A 20,971-nucleotide genomic window follows, 5' to 3' on the forward strand; every position below is an offset into this window, starting at 1 on the left:
AATACCTGACATCAAATCGTCCCGGCGCCAAAAACAGGTGGCGCGGAGCCTTCGTCAGGTTGCGCAAGGGACGTGCGGAACACAAGCCTTTCGATCCGGCAGACGGCAGCCCGCATAAGGATTTCTTACTAGCCACAAGGAGACTTGTGTTCCTCCCTGCAACCCATCAGAATTGTCCGGCTTTCAGGGGTGGGCAGTTATGTTTTTGTTTATTCAGGGCGTATTCCGCCTGGTCGCGTTCTGGGCGATTGCCATGGCGGTGCTCGGTTTGGCGGCCTCCTTTTTCAGCTGGCTGGATCCCTGGCATGTCTATCATGTGGTGCATGACGCCGTGCGCGCCGGCGACATCGGCCCGGTCAGCAGTCCCGCCTTCGCGTTCGCGCTTGCCGGCTCGATCTTCTTCCTGGGCTGCGGCATGGCTGTCGCCTTCGGCATCTGCCATGTGCTGCCGGTAGCTGTGCACCTGCGCATCGCCAGAGGGCAGTTGAACCGGCACGCAAGGCCCGGGAGCAGCCGCGGGGACGTGCGGCGAGGCTTTGCGGCCGGGTTCGAGGACATCCGCCAGAGGCTGGAGCGCAACCGTCTGATCGGCCATGCCTGGGCGGAGTTCGAGGAGACGCTCTACGATACCGACAGTGACAGGGCGATTGGAAACACCGTTCGTCCGCAGGCCTTCTTCAACGCGGCACTGGCCCGAGAGAAGCTGGGCGGGCTGAAGCTGATGAACGCCGTGCCTGGCTACTTCGTGGGTGTCGGACTGCTGCTGACCTTCATCGGTCTGGTGCTGGCCCTGTACAAGGCGGGTTCGGCGGCGACAGCCGGTAGCGCCGAACAGATGGTAAAGGAGATGGGCAGTCTCCTCCAGATCGCGACATTCAAGTTCTCGACCTCCATCGCCGGCCTTGGAATTTCCATTCTGCTCTCTGTCGTGTTTCGCCTCTATTCGATCTGGATCGAGGGGCTGTTCGACCGGTTCAATGCGGTTCTGGAGCGCTGCCTTCTCTATGCGGCACCGCAGACGATCTCGCTGGAGATGAAGCGAACCCTGCAGGATCAACTGACGCAGTTGAAGGATATCACCCAAGGGCAGTTCTTCACGCGTATGGGCGAAGAGATCGCGCCGCGCCTCAACGCTGCGATTTCCGAGGCCATGCGGCCTGTTACCGAGCATATCGGCTCTGCGGTCGGCAGCCTCACCGAAAGCAGCCGGGACGGAGTTCAGGATCTGCTCCAGCGCTTCTCCGACTCGGTCAGCCACGGTGCAGGCACCGAGCTGCGTGAGCTTGCCGCCTCACTGAAGCAATTGCAGATGTCGATGGTGGAGGCCCAGGGCGGGCTGCGCGGCAGCGGCGAAGAGTTCGCACGCAAGCTGTCGGAGGCAGCCGACAATCTCAACAGTATGGTCGAACGGGCGGGCGAGAGCTTCGAAAAGAGTTCCGGCGAAAGCCGGGACGCGCTTGCCGGGGTGGTCGAGGCGCTGCGACAGACATTGGAGAAGGCGAACTCCGAGATGGATCAGGCCCTCGGTGGCGCCGCCAAGGGGGCGTCCGACAAGCTCGAGGCCGCAATGGGCGTGGTGCTCGGCAAGCTGGAGCAGCAAATTGGCCAGCTCGGCGCGCACAGCGAGCAGACGCGCGCCGGCCTGGAAGCCTCGGTCTCCCGGTCCTCGGAGATGCAGCAGACGGTGCTCGCGGGCCTGGAGAGCACTGTGGAGTCGATCTCCGCCCAGTTGCGCGGTGCAATCGAAACCGCGACGGCTTCGGTCGACGAGCGGTTCCGCGACCTCGGACTGTCCATGCGCGCAGTGGAGGATGCGCTGCGCAACCAGAAGGTTGCTCTGGAGGGCGCCTCTGCGGAAGCCGGCAAGACGGCGGAGGCCTTCGGGCAGAGTGCGCAGAGCGTGCGGACGGCGACAGCGCCACTGACCACCGTCGGCACCCAGTTCTCCAAGGCGACCGAAACCCTTGCCGAGAGCGTTGCCGAGACGCTCAAGGTCCTTTCCACCACACAGGAGCAGATTTCCGCCCTGGCTGCCGGATTGTCGCAGACCAACGAAACCTCGGGGGCCTTCTGGAGCGCGTTCGCAGCCAAGTTCGATGACGTCGACACCGCGCTCGGCAAGTCCGTGTCGGCACTGTCGGAGTCTACGCTCAACCAGCAGCAGTTGCTTGAGCGGCACGTCCAGGGCGTCGACACCGCGCTGGCCTCGGCCGTCGGCAAACTGGCCGCGACCCTTGCCCAGATCCAGGACAGCGCGGACTCTATGGCGGACAGTCTCGAAGGCTGGAAACAAGCGCTGAGTAAATAAGCGGGGAGCGGGATGGTTCTGTCCGACGACGACAGCCGGCGCGAGGAACAGCTCGAGGAAGACGAGAACTACTTCGTCTCGATGACCGACATGATGGTCGGCATCCTGTTCATCTTCATCATCATGCTGATGGTTTTCGCGCTCAACTTCCGGACGCAGACGGATGCGACCGAGCAGTTGACGGCCGAGGCCGAACAGTTGACGGCCGAGCAGAAAGAACAACTGCAGCGTGCGGATGAATTGGCGAAGCAGATCGCGGATCTCCGCAACCAGATTTCGCAGGAGATCGGCGAACTCAACAAGGCCGACCAGGCGCGAAATCTGTTGTTGGAAGCGATCGAGGAGCGTCTCGACCAGGTCGGCCTTTCCGTGACCATCGACAAGAACACCGGCGTGTTGCGCCTGACGGAGGAGGCGATCCGGTTCGCGCCCGAGGAGTCCAGCCTGGACAGCCGGGCGCAGCAGAACGTCTTCGCCGTGGCCAGGGTGCTGCGGGACATCCTGCCGGCCTATACGGCCTGTCCTGATGGCAGGGCCTGCCCAGGCTCTTCCGGCTATGTGGTCGAGACCGTCTTCATCGAAGGTCATACCGACAAGACCGGGTCCGACAACCTGAACTGGAAGCTCTCGACGGAGCGCGCGGTCAACACCTACCGGCGGATGGTGGACGATTTTCCGGAGCTGAGAGGGTTGCTCAACTCGCAAGGCAAGGAGATCCTGTCCGTCTCCGGATATGCCTATACGCGCCCAGTGATCGAGCAGGACGACGCGGAAGGCTACGGGAAAAACCGCCGGATCGACCTGCGGTTCGTAATGGAGGCGGACCGGCGCGAGCGCCTGACCCAGGTGCTGTCCCTGCTCGACGAGATGCAGCGGAAGGTCGAGCAATTGCGCTCGTCCCCCGAACAACCGGACCGGCGCAGCGGCGACCCGCGGGACGGTGCGCCGTGAAGACGGCATTCAAGGATGCGATTGCGGATGTGCTGCTGCGCCACGGCGGACGGGTGGGCCGGGAGCCGGTTGTGAGGATTACCGAGGTCGTCGACAAGCTGCCCGACGATATCGGTGCGCTGCGAGCGCCCAAGGATTACGACGCGCTCTCACGGCATCTGGCGGCGCTATTGCGCGGCGGCCATGCCCTGAAGCCGCGTCAGGCGCGCGATACGGCTTGGTGCCTTTGGGGAACGGCGGAGGAAATCGCAGCAGATCCTGCAGCGCTGGAGCCTTTCCTTCAGCAGATGCGCGAGCTGAAGAACAAGTCGGCGACGCGCGCGCTTGTTCTTTCCTATCTCGTCAGCTTCCACGAGGATAGGCCCGGGCTTTCGGCGGTAGCGGCAGCCTTGCAGGATCTGGCCAGCGTTGCCGGCGCGCCGTTCGACGACCTTGCCGAGCGGCTACGTCTGTTTGACGTCGCCGAAGGCCCGGCGATGCTGGGCGAGGCGGCGGTGGCCGAGCGCCGCTCGCCGCGCGCTCTGCTCGAGGTTCAGAGGGTGCAGATGGAACTGGTTCTCGCCGGGGGCTTCGTGGAGGCGAGCACCCGAAGGGCACTGGAGCGTGTGGCGGGGGATGCGCGGCTGTCGCCGGCCGAACGGCTCGATTTCGTGGGTCGCATCTCGTTGCGCCCCCAGACGCAGACATTGCTCTACCTGGAGCACAAGAGCCTTGTCGCCAACGCGTTACTGCTGCCGTTCGAAGCCGAGCGACCGGAAAAGGAGCATCGCGACCGCATTCTCAACTTCCTCGTCTCGGTGCAGGGCATCGGCGATCCGCGGACGCGCAGCGGCAACTGGGTGAACATGCCGCGTGCCCGCGAGATCGCGATCTCCTGGCTGACGGAGCAGGCCTTGCGCCAGTTCCTCGATGTGGTGGAGGCGGTCAACCCCAACGAGAATTGGCCGTATCGGCGGCGGTTCTGGGAGGGGATGCATGGCAATGGCGTCATCTCCGCCGCCTGGGTCGTTCTCGACAGCCAGGGCACCCGGGAAGCACGGCGCCGTTTCGGCCGCAACACGTCGTTCGCCGAATTTGAGACGGGCGGAACCCAGGCCGGACACGCGGTGCTGATGCTGCGGATCGGCACGGGCGTGTGTGTGGAATGGAGCTTTAACGGTCAATGTCGCTTCTGGAACGACCATTCGCGCGAGGGGGCTCCGCAGCTTTTCAAGGACCGCTATGACGCGGAATTCCTGCGCACCGGCAAACGCTACGCCCCTGTGCTGGAGGTCCGGCATATGCCGCACACCGGTCCGAATGCCTGGCAGCACAAGGTCGCCCAGCACATCACACGGATAACGGGCATCCGCTTTTCTCCGAAGGACTACATGTGATGCGGTTTCGTTGCACGGAGCGGCCGGAGGGCATGCTGGTTTCTGCGTCGCGGCGAAGGCTGCTGGGGTCGCGGGAGGTACCTCCCGCCGAGTGGCCTGCCGTTGCCGGCACCGGGCATGCTGCCGGGCGATATCTTCTCGCCCTGGCGGAGAGCGGCGAGGCCCGATTCGACGAGAACGGCGTGCTGCTGCCTCATGCCGCGGTTGCGGCCTTGCCGTCCTCCGTTGCCGAGGCCGTCGGCCTGCCGCCGCTTGCCAACCTGTCGGTGACCTTGTCGTTCGAGGGCATCATGACGGACCCGGCCGCCAGGATCCGGACGCGCTGGTACGATGCCGATACGCGTTGGGTGCGCATGGAGCGTGAGGGTGCCGTCGCCAAATGGGGCCCGCGGGGAGGGCGGCTGTCGCAGGCCCTGTTCGAGCTGAGCGAAGCGGTCGATGCCTATAACGCCACCCAAGGCAGGGACGCCGAGGAGCGCATCGCGGCCTGGGCGCCGGTGCAGGCGGCTCTGCGCAAGACGACCGGAACGGAGCTGGAGACCGGGGACGATTATCTCACGAGCCTCACCATCTATCAGGCCGGGGCCGTCGCGCTCGATGTGTTCGAGACGTCCTACGGCCTTGACTTCCTGCCCGTGGTCATGGCGAAGGACAAGGTGGAGAGCGGTCCCGACGACGGCCCCGACCTGCCGGCTGACGAAGAGGCCGTCGCCTCGGCCCAGCGAGACCTGGTGGCGGACGCATTGCTTCCTCCCGATCTCCAGAGGCGGTTTGCGCGCGAGCTCTTTTCTGGCGAGGCGCGCAGCCATGACGCCTATGTGCTGGACCGAGGGAGCTATCTGGTCCTGGAGCCCGACCTGAAGACCGCACTGGATGTGGTCCGTCGCAAGCGGGCGGCGCCCAGGGAAGAGAGGGTGGCGTTCCTGAGGAACCCGCGCCCGGCGCTCGCCGCCGCTCTCGGCGAAGATGCCGAGGATCGGGCCGGCGCCTTGCTGGTCGAAACCTGGCAGTATTCGCAGCGTGTTCTCGGTCTCGGGCTCTGGACGCCTCCGGCCATGCCCTGGCTGAAGAACCAGGCGGGTCAATGGCTGCCGGAACGCTTTCCCCTGACGGTCGGCAAACGCACGATCGAGGTCGATCAATCGTCGTTCGGGGAGTTGAAGACCGGCCTTGCAGAAGCAAGGGCGGAGGGCGAGGAAGCACTCGACTTTCAGGGAGAGGCCCTGCGCTGCGCGGATGTCGAGGAGGCCTTTGTGCGCGTCGGCCTGGACGCGGCCGGCAACGAGATTGCCGAAGCGCCCGGCGAGGAGGCCGGGGGAGACGGCGGCGACCAGCAGCAGCTCGGCGACACCGGCACGGGTGAGGATCCGACGGAGTCTCATCGCCTGGTCATCTACCAGAACCTGGAAGGCCAGGAGTTCGAGATCTCCTATCAGCCACGCGAGGTGTCGATCCCGCGTGAATTTCCGGCTCTGCCGCTGGTGCGCAGCCGCCCTAAGCCGCATCAGGTGGCCGGGTTCGACTGGCTCGTGGAAAGCTACCGGCAGGGCTGGCCGGGTGTCCTGCTTGCCGACGACATGGGGCTCGGCAAGACCTTTCAGGCCCTCGCCTTTCTCGCGTGGCTCAAGGCGAACAGGCGGGCGCTGGGCACGTACGCCGGCGCACGCAACAGGCCGGCACTGGTGGTTGCTCCGACCGCCCTGCTGCGCAATTGGGCATCGGAGGCCGAACTGCATCTCGGGCCCGACGCGCTTGGCCGGCGCGTCGATGCGTTCGGGGCGGGACTGCGCCGGCTGCGCACGCCGCGCGACGCATCGCAGGCGGAAGAAAGCGCGCTCGATCTCGTCGAGCTTCGCCGGGCGGACTGGATCCTGACCACCTACGAGACGCTCGCAAACTATCACCGCGCGTTTGCGCGGATCGGTTTCTCCGTCGCCGTGTTCGACGAGGCGCAGAAGATCAAGTCGCCCGGCGCCATCAACACCCAAAGCGCCAAGGCGATGAACGCGGATTTCGTCCTTGCCTTGACAGGTACGCCCATCGAAAACCGTCTCGCCGACCTGTGGTGCATCATGGACCGGGTCGTGCCCGGCTATCTGGGCGATCTCAAGGGCTTTGTCTCGACCTACGAGGAGGGAACGCCGGAGGACCTGAAGCGGCTGAAGGCGCGCCTCGACGAGCCGCCGACCCCGGAGCGGTCGCCGGTGCTGATGCGGCGCATGAAGGCGGAGATCCTCGAGGGACTGCCGGCGCGGTCGGAGAGCAGGGTAATCGTGCAGATGCCGCCGGCACAGGCCGAAGCCTATGAACAGGCGTTGGCGCGGGCGCGCGCCGGCGGCGGCAGCCAGGGCGAGATGCTGCGCGCGATCCACGCCTTCCGGGGTATCTCGCTGCACCCGGACGGAGCCGCCAACTGCGACCCTCTCGACCCGGCATCCGTCAACGACTGGCTGTCCCGTTCGGCACGGTTGCGGCATGCGGTGGAGGTCTTGCAGCACCTGGTTCAGGCGGGCGAGAAGGCGCTGGTCTTCGTGGAGGATCTCGAGGTGCAGAAATGCTTCGCGGCGGCTATTGCCACCCGCCTCGGGCTGTCCCGGCAACCTGCCATCATCAACGGCCAGGTTGCAGGCGAGAAGCGGCTTGAGATCGTTGATCGTTTCCAGGCCTCGGAGAGTGGGTTCGATCTCCTGGTCCTGTCACCGAAGGCGGCGGGCATCGGCCTGACGATCACGGCGGCCAATCACGTCATCCACCTGTCGAGATGGTGGAACCCGGCGATCGAAGACCAGTGCAACGACCGCTGCTACCGCATCGGACAGCACCGCCCGGTGACGGTCCATATTCCGCTGGCCGTTCATCCGGTGCTCGGCGAAGCCTCGTTCGACGTGAAGCTCGATGCGCTGCTGGAGCGCAAGCGCCTGCTGTCCCGGGAAATGCTGATGCCCCCGGTGTCCGATGGCGACGTCGAGGCGCTTTTTTCCCAGACGATCGGAGGCGAGGCGGGTCAGGGAAGCCCGGCTTCGGCCAGGTAAGGGGAGGGGGCGGTCGGCGCGTCGCCGATGCGCGAAGAGCGGGTCAGGATGAGCCGTCGCCTTGCGCGGGTCATGGCGACGTAAAACAGCCGTCGCTCCCCCTCCAGCGCGCGTTCCGTCCTGGCGCTGCGCAGCGGCCAGATGCCGTCGACGGTATCGAGCATGACGACGGTATCGAACTCGCGTCCCTTGGCGCGCAGCGCAGTCATCAGATGGACCGGCTTGCGCCACTCCTCGCTGGTCCCGTCCTCGGCATCCGAACCCGGCAGACGCACGAGGGTGTCCTTTGCCTTTTCCAGGTCGTCGACAAAGCCCTGGAAGTCGTCGCCATAGCTGGCGGAGAACTCCGCAAGATAGGCGAAGGGCGGATCCGCAAGAAAGATGTCTTCTGCACTGCGGCCATGATCCTGCCGGAACCCGGCATACAGATTGCTGAGCGCCTCGATGGCGGCCCGCACGTTGGGCGCATGAATGAGCTTGCGCAAGCGGATCGCGAAGTCCTGGGCGGTCTTGCCCTCGTCCTTCTTGCCGCGGATCGTTCCGTCATAGATCTCGAGCCGGTCGATGGCTTCTTCGTAGGACTTGGGCCGTGCTGCCCTCAGGTGCCGCGCCATCGCATCGGCCTCGGCCTTTCGCAGCGGGTACCGCTGGACGGAGTTGCACAGACCCATGACGTCTTCGACGATGGTCGGCAAGGCGATGCCGAAGCCGGCGAGCGTGCGGGTGCGCAGCGCCGCCAGAAGCCGGTCGAAGGTTCCGGAGAGGAAGAGGTGGAGGTCCTCGGCGGCGCAAAAGGGAATGTCCTCGCGTGCCAGAAGGATCTGGTAGGGGATCAGCTGAGCGCGCTTGCGCGACAGAAGAGCCATCCGCGCACCGGGCATTTCCGCACCGACGAATTGGCGTATTTCGCAAAGAACGTTTTCCACGGAGTCGAGAAACGTCTCCCCCCGGTACATCAGCGTTTCCGCATCGACCTGCGAGACGGGGTGGACGACCTTGTCGACGCGGCGCGTGTTATGGGAGATTAGCCTTGCGGATTTCTGCACGATATTGCGCGGACTGCGATAGTTCCGCTCAAGGATGCAGGTCCTGAACTTGCGTCCCAGATGGCGCTCGGGCTCGAGGATGAAGTCGGGCGCTGCGCCGCGCCATTCGAAGATCGCTTGATCGTCGTCGCCGACGATCGTGACCGCCGATCGGTTGAGTTCGGCAACGGTGAGGATCAGCGCGAGATCCAGCGGATTTATGTCCTGGAATTCGTCGACGAAGATGTCGGTGATCCGGGTTTCCTCGTCCGGCAGGACGCCGGACGCCAGCTGGCGTCGCTGGTCGAGCCAGGCCCCGTATTTCTGGTCCTCCAGCGTGAAGGAGCTGGTCGCATATTGCTGGATGCAGGCGGCATTGAAGAAGGGCAGGGCGATCTCGAGAAAGCTCTCCCAGCGGCGATCCGTGAGGATGCCGAGATCGTCGAACTTCGCGATGTAGTCTTCCAGAAGCGGCAGAAGGCCGAGCTGGTCGAGCGCGTCGAGGCGGTCATCGGCCATGCGGCGCGAGCCGTCCTCATGGTCGAATCCGAGCGTCTTCATCAGGTCCAGCAGGTTGGCCAGAAGCCTGGGCAGCTTGAAAGGCTGGTCCTTCATACCCTTGTCGAGCGCGGGAACGGCCGCGTAGGCGGGGGCGAGCAGGGTCTTGACCAGGGTGGAACGGTCGAACTCGGACACATGCAGCCGTGGCGGCGCGGCAAGCGCGCGCAGTCGCCGGTGTCCCCAGCCGTTGAGCGTGACGATATCGGCGTGCGCCGCGGCGCCGGCGAAGACCGGATCGCTTAGTCTGCTGCGCAACTCGTCGCGGGCCGCGCGGGTGAAGGAGACGACGAGGAATGAGGCGTTGCCGCCCCGGCGGCGATGAAGCTCGGCGCAGCGATGGAGCAGCGACAAGGTCTTGCCGCTGCCTGCCGGCGCCAGAAGGCGGATATCGGGCTCCGGGGCGTTGACAAAGGCAAGCTGGGCAGCGTCCAGACCGCCTGCCGAGAAAAGGGCTGCTTCAGCGTCGGGCAAGACCGCGCCTCCTGAAAAAACATAGCGTTATGCAGGCATCATATCTCATCTTCGTCGCCGCGAAAGAGGTGGTGCGCGAGGTGAACTGCGAGTCGATATGATACCGGTACAGCAGCCACAATTCGGATCCTTCGTCACATGGATAGTCGGTCCTGCGTCTTGGATCATCGCTGCCAAGGGCTATGCAGCTAGCAGTTCGGATCCGCCGATCAGGAGCGTGCGGCGGGAGAAACTGTTTTGGATCGTCTGATTTTCCGTTCGAGATTGCTTGCGTGGACTGACAGGTCAGAGATTGGCCCGCCTGAGGCGCAAGGCGTTGGCGATCACCGAGACTGAGGACAGGCTCATCGCCGCCGCCGCAATCATCGGCGAAAGCAGAAGGCCGGTAGCGGGGTAGAGCAGTCCTGCTGCGATGGGGACGCCAAGCGCGTTGTAAGCAAAGGCGAAGAACAGGTTCTGCTTGATGTTGCGCAAGGTGGCACGGGCCAGCTTGCGCGCACGCACGATGCCCATCAGGTCACCGCCCAGCAGGGTGATGCCTGCGCTTTCCATCGCAACATCGGCCCCGGTGCCCATGGCGATGCCGACATCGGCAGCGGCCAGCGCGGGGGCATCGTTCACCCCGTCGCCTGCCATGGCGATCTTGTGACCGTCGCGGCGCAACTGGTCGATCAGGTCCTTCTTGGCCTCGGGCAGGATGCCCGCGCGCACCTCGTCGATCCCGAGTTTGCCTGCCACTGCCTGCGCCGTGCGCTCGTTGTCGCCCGTCGCCATGATGACCTGCAGCCCTTGTGCGTGCAGTTCGCGGATCGCCTGAGCCGTAGTGTCCTTTATCGGGTCGGCCACAGCCACGATACCGACAAGCGCGTCATCGACGGCAATGAACATGGCCGTCTTGCCTTCGGCGCGCAGAGCGTCGGCCCTCGTTTCGGCTGCACCCGTATCCAGACCCAGTTCCCGCATCATCGCGGCATTGCCGAGCGCCACCGCGCGTTCGCCGACCTTGCCACGCACGCCCTTGCCGGTGATGGCGTCGAAGTCTGCCGCCTCCTGACGCGGGGCACCCTGCGCCTCGGCGCCTTCGACGATCGCTTCGGCCAACGGGTGTTCCGAGCCGCGCTCGAGCGCCGCGGCTAGCGACACCAGGTCCGTCTCGGTCAGATCGCCGAGCGCAATCGTATCCGTCAGTTTCGGTTTGCCCCTGGTCAGGGTGCCGGTCTTGTCGACGATCAGCGTGTCGACCCCCGCCATGCGTTCCAACGCCTCGGCATCCTTGATCAGAACGCCCGCTTGTGCGCCGCGCCCTGCTGCCGTGGTGATGGAGATTGGTGTCGCGAGACCGAGTGCACAGGGACAAGCGATGATCAACACCGACACAGCCGAGGCGATGGCGAAGACCAGCGCGGGCTCGGGGCCAACGGCCAGCCAGGCGACGAAAGCGACGATTGCGATGGCCACCACAGTCGGTACGAACACCGCCGACACCCGGTCGGCCAGCCCCTGGATCGGCGCGCGGGACCGTCGCGCGTTCGACACCATCGCGACGATCTGCGCCAGAACGGTATCAGATCCGACCTTACCAGCCTCGATCACGAGGGAGCCATTCTTGTTGATCGTGGCCCCGGTTACCGCATCGCCTGGGCCTTTTTCCATTGGCATAGACTCGCCGGTCAGCATGCTTTCGTCCAGCGACGAGCGGCCCGCGATCACGATGCCGTCGACCGGGACGGCATCTCCGGGGCGCACGCGCAGACGGTCGCCCTCCATGATATTCTCCAGCGGTGCGTCATATTCTGTCCCATCGGGCAGGATCCGCCGCGCGGTCTTCGGCGCCAAATCCAGAAGTGCGCGGATCGCGTCTCCGGTGCGCTCGCGGGCGCGCAGCTCGAGAACCTGGCCCACGAAGACCAGCGCCACGATCACGACCGCCGCCTCGAAGTAGGTGCCGACGCCATGGCCCATCCGGTACTGTTCCGGAAACATGCCCGGCAGGAAGGTGGCGACGATCGAGTAAAGGTAGGCCGCAGCAACGCCGATGCTGATCAGGGTCCACATGTTTGGGCTGCGGTTCACGATCGAGTCCCAGCCGCGCCGGAAGAATGGCAGCGCCGCCCAGAGGATGATCGGCGTGGCCAGCACGAATTCCAGATAGCTGGCCGTCTGGTGCCCGACCCACTCGCGCACCGGCAGCGCCACCAGTTCGCCCATGGTCAGGATGACGAGCGGCACCGCCGCGGCAACTGAGATCCACATTCGGCGGGTGAAGTCGGTCAATTCCTCGCTGGGTTCATCCGAGGGCACCATTGGCTCGAGCGCCATGCCGCAGATCGGACAGGATCCCGGCGCATCGCGAACGATTTCGGGATGCATCGGGCAGGTGTACTGGACGTTGGCCGGAACAGCCTTGTTCTGTCCGGCGGCGCGACCCGAAGCATAGAACCACGGGTCCGCCTTGAACTTTGTCTGGCACTTCTGCGAGCAGAAATGGAAGGTCTCGCTCTGGAACTCGGCGCGACGTCCGTCCGGGCTGACCGTGACCGTCATCCCGCAGACCGGGTCCGTTGCCGTCTCCGTCCCTGCCAGGATGTTAGGCGCCGCGTCATGATGATCGTGGTCCATGGTCTGCCAGCCTTTCCGTTTCTCGATTGAGCTTGCGGCTTCCACCTGCTGGAAGCTCAAGCTCTTTTCATGAATGGTCGTGAGCGCCTTCCCGGACCGGATTGCGCGCCAGGAATACCCGGACGAACAGAAACACCAGCGCCATGCCGACGATGCCGATCACGACGATCAGCGGGTCGGACTGCCACTTCATCGCGGCGAAGGCGGACAGCACCACGGCATCGAGGACGATGGCCGTCAGCAGCACCCAACCCTGAGCGCCGATTTCCCCGCGCAGATACCGGAACACACCGAAGTGGATGATGATGTCCATCACCAGATAGAAGAAGGCTCCGAGCGAGGCGATGCGGCTGAGGTCGAAGAAGACTGTCAGGAGGCCCGCGATCGCGACGGTATAGACGAGCGTGTGGTCCTTGACCGAGCCCGGCATCCCGAAATGGCTGTGGGGGATCATCTTCATGTCCGTCAGCATCGCCAGCATCCGCGAGACCGCGAAAACACTGGCGATCAGACCCGAGGCCGTGGCCACCAGCGCCAGCGCCAGCGTCAGGTAGAAGCCAGTCTGCCCGAGGGCGGGCTGGGCCGCTTCAGCCAGCGCATAGTCCTTCGCCGCCACGATGCGGTCGAGCGTCAGGCTGGAGCCGACGGCGAAGGCGACCAGCAGATAGACGACGACGCAGATGGCGATGGACAGGACGATGGCCCGGCCCACATTGCGGTGCGGGTTGGTGACCTCGGCGCCGCTGTTGGTGATGGTCGTGAACCCCTTGAAGGCGAGGATGGATAGCGCGAGCGACGCGACGAACCCGCTTGCGCTGGAATCTCCGGCAGTTGCCTCGATCGAGATGCCGCTCGCCCACAGTCCGGCCGCCCCAAACAGCGCGATGCCGCCTACCTTGAGAACGGCCATGACGATGGAGAACAGCCCGACCGACCGGTTGCCCGATACGTTCACGAGCCAGGCGAAGACGATCAGCCCGACGCCGAGGATCGGCACCAGAACGCTGTCCGGATCGCCGCCGAACGCCCGCAGCGTGTAGGTGCCGAAGGTACGCGCGACGAGGCTTTCGTTGATGACCATCGACAGCGCCATCAGAAGAGCGGCGCCCGCCGCGACCGTCGTCGGCCCGTATGCCTTCTTCAGGATCATCCCGATGCCGCCTGCAGAGGGATAGGCGTTCGACATCTTGATATAGGTATAGGCGCTGAAGGCGGTCACGATGGCGCCCACGACGAATGAGAGCGGGAAGAGCGGCCCGGCAAGCTCGGCGATCTGTCCGGTCAAGGCGAAAATGCCCGCGCCAATCATCACACCTGTTCCCATGGCCACCGCGCCAGGAAGGGTAATGCTGTTCCTCTCGTAATCGCTTTTCGTCATGGATTTTCCTTTTCCGGCCCTTTTCGCATCGCCACCCAGAGCAGCGGCAAGCCCGTCACAAGGCCGAGGCCGAGAACTGCCCAAGTCGCCCGGCCGAGGTCTCCGCTCACCGCTTCCCCTCCGAAATGGGCAAGCAGGAAGCTTGCCGGGACAATGCCGGCCAGTGTCGCGAGGGCGAACCGCCACGCGTGCAGACGGCTCAGCCCGGCCGCATAGCTGATCATGTCGAAGGATACGAAGGGCATCAGGCGGCTGGCAAAGACCGTCGCCGTCAACGCGGTCTGCGACCCGAGCAGGCCGGCATCGACACGATCACCGAATACGCGCCGCAAGACGTCGTGCCCCAGAACCCGCGCGAGGCCGAACGCGATGAGCGCGCCGAGTTCCGCGCCGATCACGATCTGCACCGTCCCCCATAGATGCCCGTAGGCCGCCCCGGCGGCCAACGCAATGGGCGCGCTCGGGATCGGGCTGGCGACGACCGCCAGGGTCATGAGCGCAACGACAAGGACCGGCCCCCAGAGACCCGCGCGCGCGACAAGCATCTCCAGGCGCTCGCCGTCCATCAGGCCGTGCAGATCGGCGAATACTGCAGGCGCGAACTGCCAGATACCGAGCATGGCGATCCCAAGGATCGCCATCGCCACGAGAATGATTGCGCGCAGGCCCATCTCAGACGGCCGCGACGGCCTTCGCCAGAAGGTCGCGCACCTCACCGGCGACCGCCGTCAGTTCGGCGTTGTCGACCGCCTGCATCGATGCCACCGGGTCGATGGCGCTGACCTCCACGCCGCCCTCGACTTCGCGCAGGATCACGTTGCAGGGCAGCATCGCGCCCACACGCGGCTCGATCCCGATGGCCTGATGCGCCATCTTCGGATTGCAGGCGCCGAGGATGCGATAGGCGGGCATCTCGACATCGAGCTTCTTCTTCATCGTCGCCTTGACATCGATCTCGGTCAGGACACCGAAGCCATGGTCCGCCAGCGCCTTGCGCGTGCGGGCGTCGACATCGTCGATACCGGTGTCCGGGATCATGCGATTGATCGTGTAAGCCATTGAGAAGTCCTTTCTCTTATTTTCGAAGATATTTGATCAGCGCCGCTATGGCCAAAACCACCAGCGCGAGGATCAGCAGGCCGAAGAGCCAGCCAAATCCCATTCCGAACCCCATTCCGGAGCCCATGTCGTTCCAGTTCATCATCTCATCCTCCTGATTTTCACCCGTAGGGTGTGCCTTTTGGCCGGCCCTCACGACAACATGGGGCAGGACAGCATAGGATCGGTACCGGCACGTCGGGGCGCCCTGTCCGGACGCCCCACCCGGGTCAGGCCGATGCCGTGACCGCGAACTCGGTCATCATGCCGGTCGCAAGGTGCGGCATGTGATGGCAATGCAGCATCCAGCGCGCAGCCTCGCCGGCGTCGAGGGCGACATCGACCATCGTCATCGGCGGCACGTGAACCGTGTCGCGCAGGGCCCCGGCGACGCGGCGCCCGTTCAGGCCGACGACCTGGAACACATGCCCGTGCAGATGCATCGGGTGGGCCATCATCGACATGTTGTGGAACGACAGAACGACCCGCTCGTCGCTGCGCGCGATGATCGGCTGGTGCTGGCCCCAGACCGCCCCGTTGATCGTCCAGACATAGGGCTGCATCGAGCCGCCTAGCATCAGCACGTGGCTGCGGTCCACAGGTCGATCAGGCAGGGCATCCAGCGCAATGAGGCGTGCCTCCTGCGCAAGACCGGTGTCGAAGGCCGGCGCTTCGGACGCCGCCATGGCATCCAGGCGCCGGACCTCGGCACCCCGCGTGGCGAGGATCAGGCCGGTTCGCTCCCGCCCGCCTTCCCGCAGGGCGAGGACCGGCCAGGAGCCGCCCTCGCTCGGCAGGTCGATCTCGATGTCCAGCCTCTGGCCCATCGCCAGCCCGAACCGCGTGCCCGGAACAGGCTGGACGGCGTGCCCGTCCACTGCGACAAGTCGCGCCTCTGCTCCACCGGTTTCGATCCAGAACACCGTAGCTGCGGCGGCATTGATGACCCGAAGCCGGATGCGTCCGCCACGCTCGACCTGCACCACTTCGGGGTCCGACAGGGTCCGGTCGTTGGCGAGATAGGCGTCCCAATCGTAATCGTTCAGGTCCATGGCCATGCCGCCCATACCAGAGATGCTGCCCATCATCCTGCCCATGGCACCATGATTCATACCCAGCATCGCCCCCATGCCTCCCATGGGCGCGCCTTGATCGGGCTGCGCAGAGGGACCGGCGCCATCGCCGACATGCCCTCCGTTAATCTCCGCCAGCACTTCCTCGGGGGCTCGGAAGGAGAAGTCATGCAGGAACATCACGACCTCCTGCCGGTCGGCGAGGATATCCTCTTGCGAGCGCACGATCAGCGGCGCGGCGAGCAGTTGCATCTCCTGCGTCGGCACATGGCTGTGCATCCAGTGGGTGCCCGGCCGCGCCTCGAAGTCGTAGGATCGGGTCTCACCCGGGGCGAGAAGGGGCATCGGCATGTCCGGCACGCCGTCCTGCGCATTTGGCGGGGTCTGGCCGTGCCAGTGGATGATGGTGCCGACATCGAGATCGTTGGTCAGGTCCACTCGAAACCTCTGTCCGGGATCGAGGACAAGTCCCTGACCGCCGGGACCGGCAAGACCGAAGACCGTGGCCGCGCGCCCGTTAATGTCGAGCGTCCGGGTTGCAGCGATGAGGCTGATTGGAGCCACGGTCTGCGCGAAGGCAAGACGGGGCATGTGCGCAGCGCCAATGGCGGCAGCACTTGCGGCGAGAAAGCCGCGTCGCGAAAGGATGTTCATGGTCGTCTCCTCGGGACATCCGTCCCGTTCATCAATGCCGATGGGACGCCGCGAGCGTCGGCCCGGGCGCGATCAGAGGAGACGGAACTTGGGAGGTCGTTCGTTCAATCCTGGCGCATGGCCGACGTGGCTTGCCTCGAGCGGGAAGTCATGTCGGGAAGGCACGTACTCTTGTCCGGTTTTCGCGCTCGGAAACGGCAGGAAGGCCGTGAAACCGGCACAGACGAACCCGCAAATACTGGCGTCGGCGGTACCGCAATGAAGCTGGTCAGCACAGGAGCGTCCGCTGTCATCGGTGACGTGCATCATCTCGCTGACATGAAATACATGATCCTGCCCGGCACTCATGCGCACGGTATGCGCCGGAGTCATCGTTGTGACCACAGCGATCGCGAGCAAGGCAAACATGGTGACGAAGCGATCGATCATCTCTTAGTAGATAGGCTCTGGTCACGACAGTGTCCATTGGATCGAGCCATTGATGACTGCCGGCCGTGGTCGGCGGAGTGTAAATTCATGCTGCGAAAAGCCGAGAGAATAGTCGGAGCTTGTAGCGTATATCCGGTAGGTGTGGGAATTGGCAGTATCGGTCCTCCGCTACCAAATTTTTCAATAAATCATATGACCTGCTCCCCGGTTCGTCCGCGTCTATAAGTTATTCCTGTTCAGGTCGTGGTCTATTGCGGAGCGGGCTGCAAATTCGCTCGGGGTGAGCCCGTCGAGGTTCGTGTGCGGTCGGTTCAGGTTGCAGTCGATCCTCCACTCCTCGATGATCTCACGACCGTGGCGATAGCTGGTGAAGAGATGCTCGTTCAAGCACTTGTCCCTCAGCTGCCCATTGAAGCTTTCGACAAGCCGTTCTGCATCGGCTTTCCAGGTGCGATGTAGTGCCATTCGACGTCACGACCCTGCGGCCACTTCAGCATCGCATTGGCGGTGAGTTCGGTGCCGTTGTTGCTACCCACCAGCAAGTTATAGCCACGGCGTTCTGCGATGGCATCAAGCTCCCTGGCAACGCGATGACCCGAGATCGAGTTGTCGACGCCGGTCGCCAGGTACTCCCGGCTGAAGTCGTCGATGACACACACGATGCGGAAGCAGCGTCCATCGACCAGAGTGTCGGACACGAAGTCGAGGCTCCAACGTTGGTTGGGATCCTGCGGGATCGTCATCGGGCAGGCGCGCCCAAGGCCAGCTTGCGGTCGCCGCGTTTGCGCACGGTCAGCCGTTCCTCGCGATAGGGGCGGTAGAGCTTCTTCCACTTCACCTCGGCGCCTTCACGCTTCAGCTGGATGTGCAGGCGGCGGTAACCGAAGCGCCGGCGTTGTCACACCAGCTCTCTCAGCCGCTTGCGCAACTCAGCATCGTCCGGCCGTGCCGATCGATAGCGATAGACCCGAGGATCGATACCCACCAGACCGCATGCACGGCGCTGGGAGTAGCCTTGATGTTTGATAGCCTAGCTCACGGCGCTCCTCCTCGAGCCGGGTGCCAGGAGTTTTTCCGAGCATCTCGCGGAGCGTCGAGGCATAGATCGTCGACTCCGCCAGAAGCTTCTTCAGCTTCGCGTTCTCCTCCTCCAGCGCTTTCAGCCGCTTGGCCTCCGACACTTCCATGCCGCCATACTTCGAGCGCCACTTGTAGAAGGTCGCTTCGCTGACGCCGTATTTGCGGCACAGATCGGCGGTCGACATGCCCGCCTGATGCTCCTTAAAAATGCCGATGGTCGGCTTATCGGAAAACCTGGATCATTTCATCGCCTGCCTCCTTATTCGGGGTGCAGGCTAGCTTCAAAGCGGGGACAATTCAGGGGAGCCGGTCAGAACGAATGCATGCCCCCTTGGCAACGGTCGTCAAACCTTTGCGAGAACATTGTCGAGCGAGCTTTCAAGCAGCTGGAATATTGCGTCGATATCTTCGTTACGCGAAATGAATGGCGGTGCGAGTACGATCGAAGCTCCCAGCGGGCGAACGATAAGGCCGTTCCGAAGCGCCTCGTTGGCAAGTCGCTCGGAGACTTGAAGATCGGCGGGAAGCGGTGTCTTCAATGCCTTGTCGGCGACCAGTTCGAGCGCGCCCATAAGGCCGATGCCGCGTGCTTCGCCAATGTTCGGATGTTTTGCGAGGCGCGCCAGATGTGCGTTGAATTGGGGGGCAACCCGCCGGACATTGTCCAGAAGTCCGCCATTTCGAATGAGATCGATGGCCTTCAGTGCAACCGCGCAACCAACCGGGTGTGCGCCTGCGGTGAAGCCATGGGGAAACTCCTCGATGGTCCGGGAGACGTCCATGATGTCGTCGGCAAGCGGCCCCGACAGCAGGATCGCTCCCATCGGAAAATAGCCGGCGGTGATGCATTTGGAGGCGATGATCGCGTCAGGTTCCATCCGGTAGGTGTCTGATCCCCACATTTCCCCAGTGCGGCCGAAGCCGCAAATGACTTCGTCGGCTATAAGCGGGATGTCGTACTTGCGCAGGATTGGGCGAATGGCTTCGAAGTAACCCTTTGACGGCGGGATGACGCCGCCGGCTCCCATCACGGGTTCGGCAAAGAAGCCGGCAATCGTATCCGGGCCTTCCCGATGAATAAGATCTTCCAGGTTGCGTGCCATGCGCGCGGTGAAGTCGCCCTCGCTCTCGCCCGCTTCGCCATAACGCCAGTAATGGGGGCAGTCGGCGTGAAGAAAGTCCGGCAGCGGTAGGCCGAAATGGCCGTTATAGGCTTTGCCGGTCATGGAGGCCGTCGCGACGGTGACACCATGATAGGAATTGACGCGCGTGACGATCTTGCGCCGCTCCGGCTTGCCCCGGGCCCTGTTCAGCATCCACAGCATCTTGACCATTGTGTCGTTGGCTTCGGAACCGGAGTTGGTGAAGTAGACCTTGCCGCGGTCGAACGGAGAGACCTCGATCAGTTTGTCGGCCAGGGCGACGGCAGGCTCGGGGACACGGCCAAAAAAGGCGTGATAGGTGGGAAACTTCCGGGTCTGGGCGACCATCGTTTCGATAAGCTCCGGATGGTCGAAGCCCGCGACGGCATTCCAGAGGCCTGAATTGGCATCGAGATAGCGCTTTCCGGTGGTGTCCTGCACATAGATGCCTTCGCCTTGGGTAACGACGACGGGGCCGTTTTTCTCAAGGGTGGCAAGATCTGTGAACCCGTGCAGGAAACGGGAAGACGCCGTGTTGTTGAAGGGGATCGTCATGTCTTGTTCCAGATGGTCTTGTTGGTGGAGCTTGGTGTTCAGGGCGCCGTCGTTTCGCTGATGATGCATAGCAACCGGCTGGAAGCGGAAAGGGAAAGTCCCGCCTCCGCGCTTCCAAGCAGGCCCGCGACGCCGGCTGCCCCCGACGGGGTGGTGGCAAGCCCGGCGCCGGCGACCATCCTGACCGCGGCTTCGGCTTCTTCGTCGCTGATCGTCGCGAAATAGTCCGCTTCCCTGGCCAGGAGCCGCAGTGCGGTCAGCGACGGTTCCTTGCAGTCCAGCCGGCCCATGTTGGAGACTGGGCCCTCGAAGACGACGGAGCGCCCCGTCTCCACGCTGGTTTTCAGACAGGCCGCCCGATCCGGTTCCACGACAACGACGCAGACGCTGTTTCCCCAGATGGCCCGGGTCTTGGCGGCAAGGGCACAGGCAAGTCCGCCGACTCCGGCCTGCAGGAATATGTGGGTGGGGGCTTCCGTCAGGGCTGCGGCAGCCTCTTCCAGCATGATGGCATAACCCTGCATGATGAAGCGGGGCAGATCGGTGTAGCCGGGCCAGGTGGTGTCCGACAGCAGGATGCCCTCTCCACGGTCCGCCGCTTCGCGGGCCGCTGCAAGGCTGTCGTAATAGGTCGAGCTTGTGCGATCGACCTCCGCGCCGAGGGATTCCAGCCTGCGGCGGAAACTCTCCGGAACCGTTTCGTTGAGAAAAATTCTGGCCTTGGCTCCGAATTGCCGCGCGCCGGCGGCAACGGCAATGCCGTGATTTCCCGCGCTGGCAGTCAGGAAGGTCATGCCTGCGGCAATGAACCTTGCGGGAGCCTGGTGCAACTCCCGGGCACCGGCGATCCCCTCAAGGCCTGCCGCCTTCATAATGACGCGGGCGACGGCATAGGCCCCGCCAAGCGCCTTGAAGCTACCGAGGTCGAGCCGAACCGTTTCGTTCTTCAGCCAGACGGTACCAACGCCCGCAGCCGCAGCCAATTGCGGGGCGGATATGAGCGGCGTTGCGCTAAAACCGTCCCAAGCTGAAAAGACCGCGCGCGGCAACGTGGTGTCGATGACGACATCGCCGGCGGTGAGGGCGTCTTCGCCGCCAAGTCCTTGTCCGCGCAATGGATTTTTGAAAACCTGCATGGGAGCTTCTCCGTGTATTGACGGTATCAATAGATATAAAAAAACCAAAAATAAAGGAAAATATTTGACATAGTGGTTTTTGT

Annotated in this window: 14 protein-coding genes and 1 pseudogene; 4 read left to right on the forward strand and 11 right to left on the reverse strand. The window is 64.0% G+C overall.

The window, feature by feature from the left end:
- Window positions 1-172 precede the first annotated feature (172 nt).
- The 4 genes from zorA to H7H34_RS05370 all read left to right on the forward strand — a co-directional run bounded on the left by zorA (window position 173) and on the right by H7H34_RS05370 (window position 7,667).
- Window positions 173-2,308, forward strand: coding sequence for an anti-phage ZorAB system protein ZorA (zorA, locus tag H7H34_RS05355; protein ID WP_185924483.1), 2,136 nt, complete (start codon window positions 173-175; stop codon window positions 2,306-2,308).
- Window positions 2,309-2,389: 81 nt separating this feature from the next.
- Window positions 2,390-3,259, forward strand: a complete 870-nt coding sequence (locus H7H34_RS05360) for an OmpA family protein (RefSeq protein WP_185924484.1) — start codon at window positions 2,390-2,392, stop codon at window positions 3,257-3,259.
- Window positions 3,260-3,288: 29 nt separating this feature from the next.
- Window positions 3,289-4,635, forward strand: coding sequence for an EH signature domain-containing protein (locus H7H34_RS05365; protein WP_185924485.1), 1,347 nt, complete (start codon window positions 3,289-3,291; stop codon window positions 4,633-4,635).
- A 32-nt stretch (window positions 4,636-4,667) separates the two neighbouring features.
- Window positions 4,668-7,667, forward strand: coding sequence for a DEAD/DEAH box helicase (locus tag H7H34_RS05370; protein ID WP_185924486.1), 3,000 nt, complete (start codon window positions 4,668-4,670; stop codon window positions 7,665-7,667).
- On the opposite strand, the gene H7H34_RS05375 is transcribed toward H7H34_RS05370, so the two are convergent.
- From H7H34_RS05375 to H7H34_RS05420, 11 genes and pseudogenes are all read right to left on the reverse strand, one after another.
- A complete protein-coding gene (locus H7H34_RS05375) occupies window positions 7,640-9,724 on the reverse strand; it encodes a UvrD-helicase domain-containing protein (protein WP_185924487.1) in 2,085 nt (694 codons plus the stop codon). The two genes, H7H34_RS05370 and H7H34_RS05375, sit on opposite strands and share 28 nt — an antisense overlap.
- Window positions 9,725-10,009: 285 nt before the next feature.
- Window positions 10,010-12,343: a heavy metal translocating P-type ATPase gene (locus H7H34_RS05380; protein ID WP_185926450.1), complete on the reverse strand. Its 2,334-nt coding sequence runs from the start codon at window positions 12,341-12,343 to the stop codon at window positions 10,010-10,012.
- 67 nt (window positions 12,344-12,410) lie between these two features.
- Entirely contained in the window at window positions 12,411-13,721 is a 1,311-nt protein-coding gene (locus H7H34_RS05385) for an APC family permease (RefSeq protein WP_185924488.1), read from the reverse strand.
- Window positions 13,718-14,362, reverse strand: coding sequence for a TVP38/TMEM64 family protein (locus H7H34_RS05390; protein WP_245165264.1), 645 nt, complete (start codon window positions 14,360-14,362; stop codon window positions 13,718-13,720). The genes H7H34_RS05385 and H7H34_RS05390 overlap by 4 nt, the downstream gene beginning before the upstream one ends.
- A gap of 31 nt (window positions 14,363-14,393) precedes the next feature.
- On the reverse strand, window positions 14,394-14,780 hold the full coding sequence (locus H7H34_RS05395; RefSeq protein WP_185924490.1) for a DUF302 domain-containing protein: 387 nt from the start codon (window positions 14,778-14,780) through the stop codon (window positions 14,394-14,396).
- Window positions 14,781-14,796: 16 nt separating this feature from the next.
- The gene (locus H7H34_RS23605) at window positions 14,797-14,922 is read right to left on the reverse strand and encodes a hypothetical protein (RefSeq protein WP_256431521.1); all 126 of its coding nucleotides are present in this window, start codon (window positions 14,920-14,922) and stop codon (window positions 14,797-14,799) included.
- A gap of 127 nt (window positions 14,923-15,049) precedes the next feature.
- Entirely contained in the window at window positions 15,050-16,546 is a 1,497-nt protein-coding gene (locus H7H34_RS05400) for a multicopper oxidase family protein (RefSeq protein WP_185924491.1), read from the reverse strand.
- A 72-nt stretch (window positions 16,547-16,618) separates the two neighbouring features.
- The gene (locus tag H7H34_RS05405) at window positions 16,619-16,975 is read right to left on the reverse strand and encodes a hypothetical protein (protein WP_185924492.1); all 357 of its coding nucleotides are present in this window, start codon (window positions 16,973-16,975) and stop codon (window positions 16,619-16,621) included.
- A 219-nt stretch (window positions 16,976-17,194) separates the two neighbouring features.
- A pseudogene (locus H7H34_RS05410) lies at window positions 17,195-18,270 on the reverse strand (IS3 family transposase).
- A 129-nt stretch (window positions 18,271-18,399) separates the two neighbouring features.
- On the reverse strand, window positions 18,400-19,752 hold the full coding sequence (locus H7H34_RS05415; protein WP_185924493.1) for an aminotransferase: 1,353 nt from the start codon (window positions 19,750-19,752) through the stop codon (window positions 18,400-18,402).
- Window positions 19,753-19,790: 38 nt separating this feature from the next.
- The gene (locus H7H34_RS05420; protein ID WP_185924494.1) at window positions 19,791-20,888 is read right to left on the reverse strand and encodes a diaminopropionate ammonia-lyase; all 1,098 of its coding nucleotides are present in this window, start codon (window positions 20,886-20,888) and stop codon (window positions 19,791-19,793) included.
- Window positions 20,889-20,971 lie beyond the last annotated feature (83 nt).

Origin of the sequence: Stappia sp. 28M-7, assembly GCF_014252955.1 — a bacterium.
Taxonomy (GTDB): Bacteria; Pseudomonadota; Alphaproteobacteria; order Rhizobiales; family Stappiaceae; genus Stappia.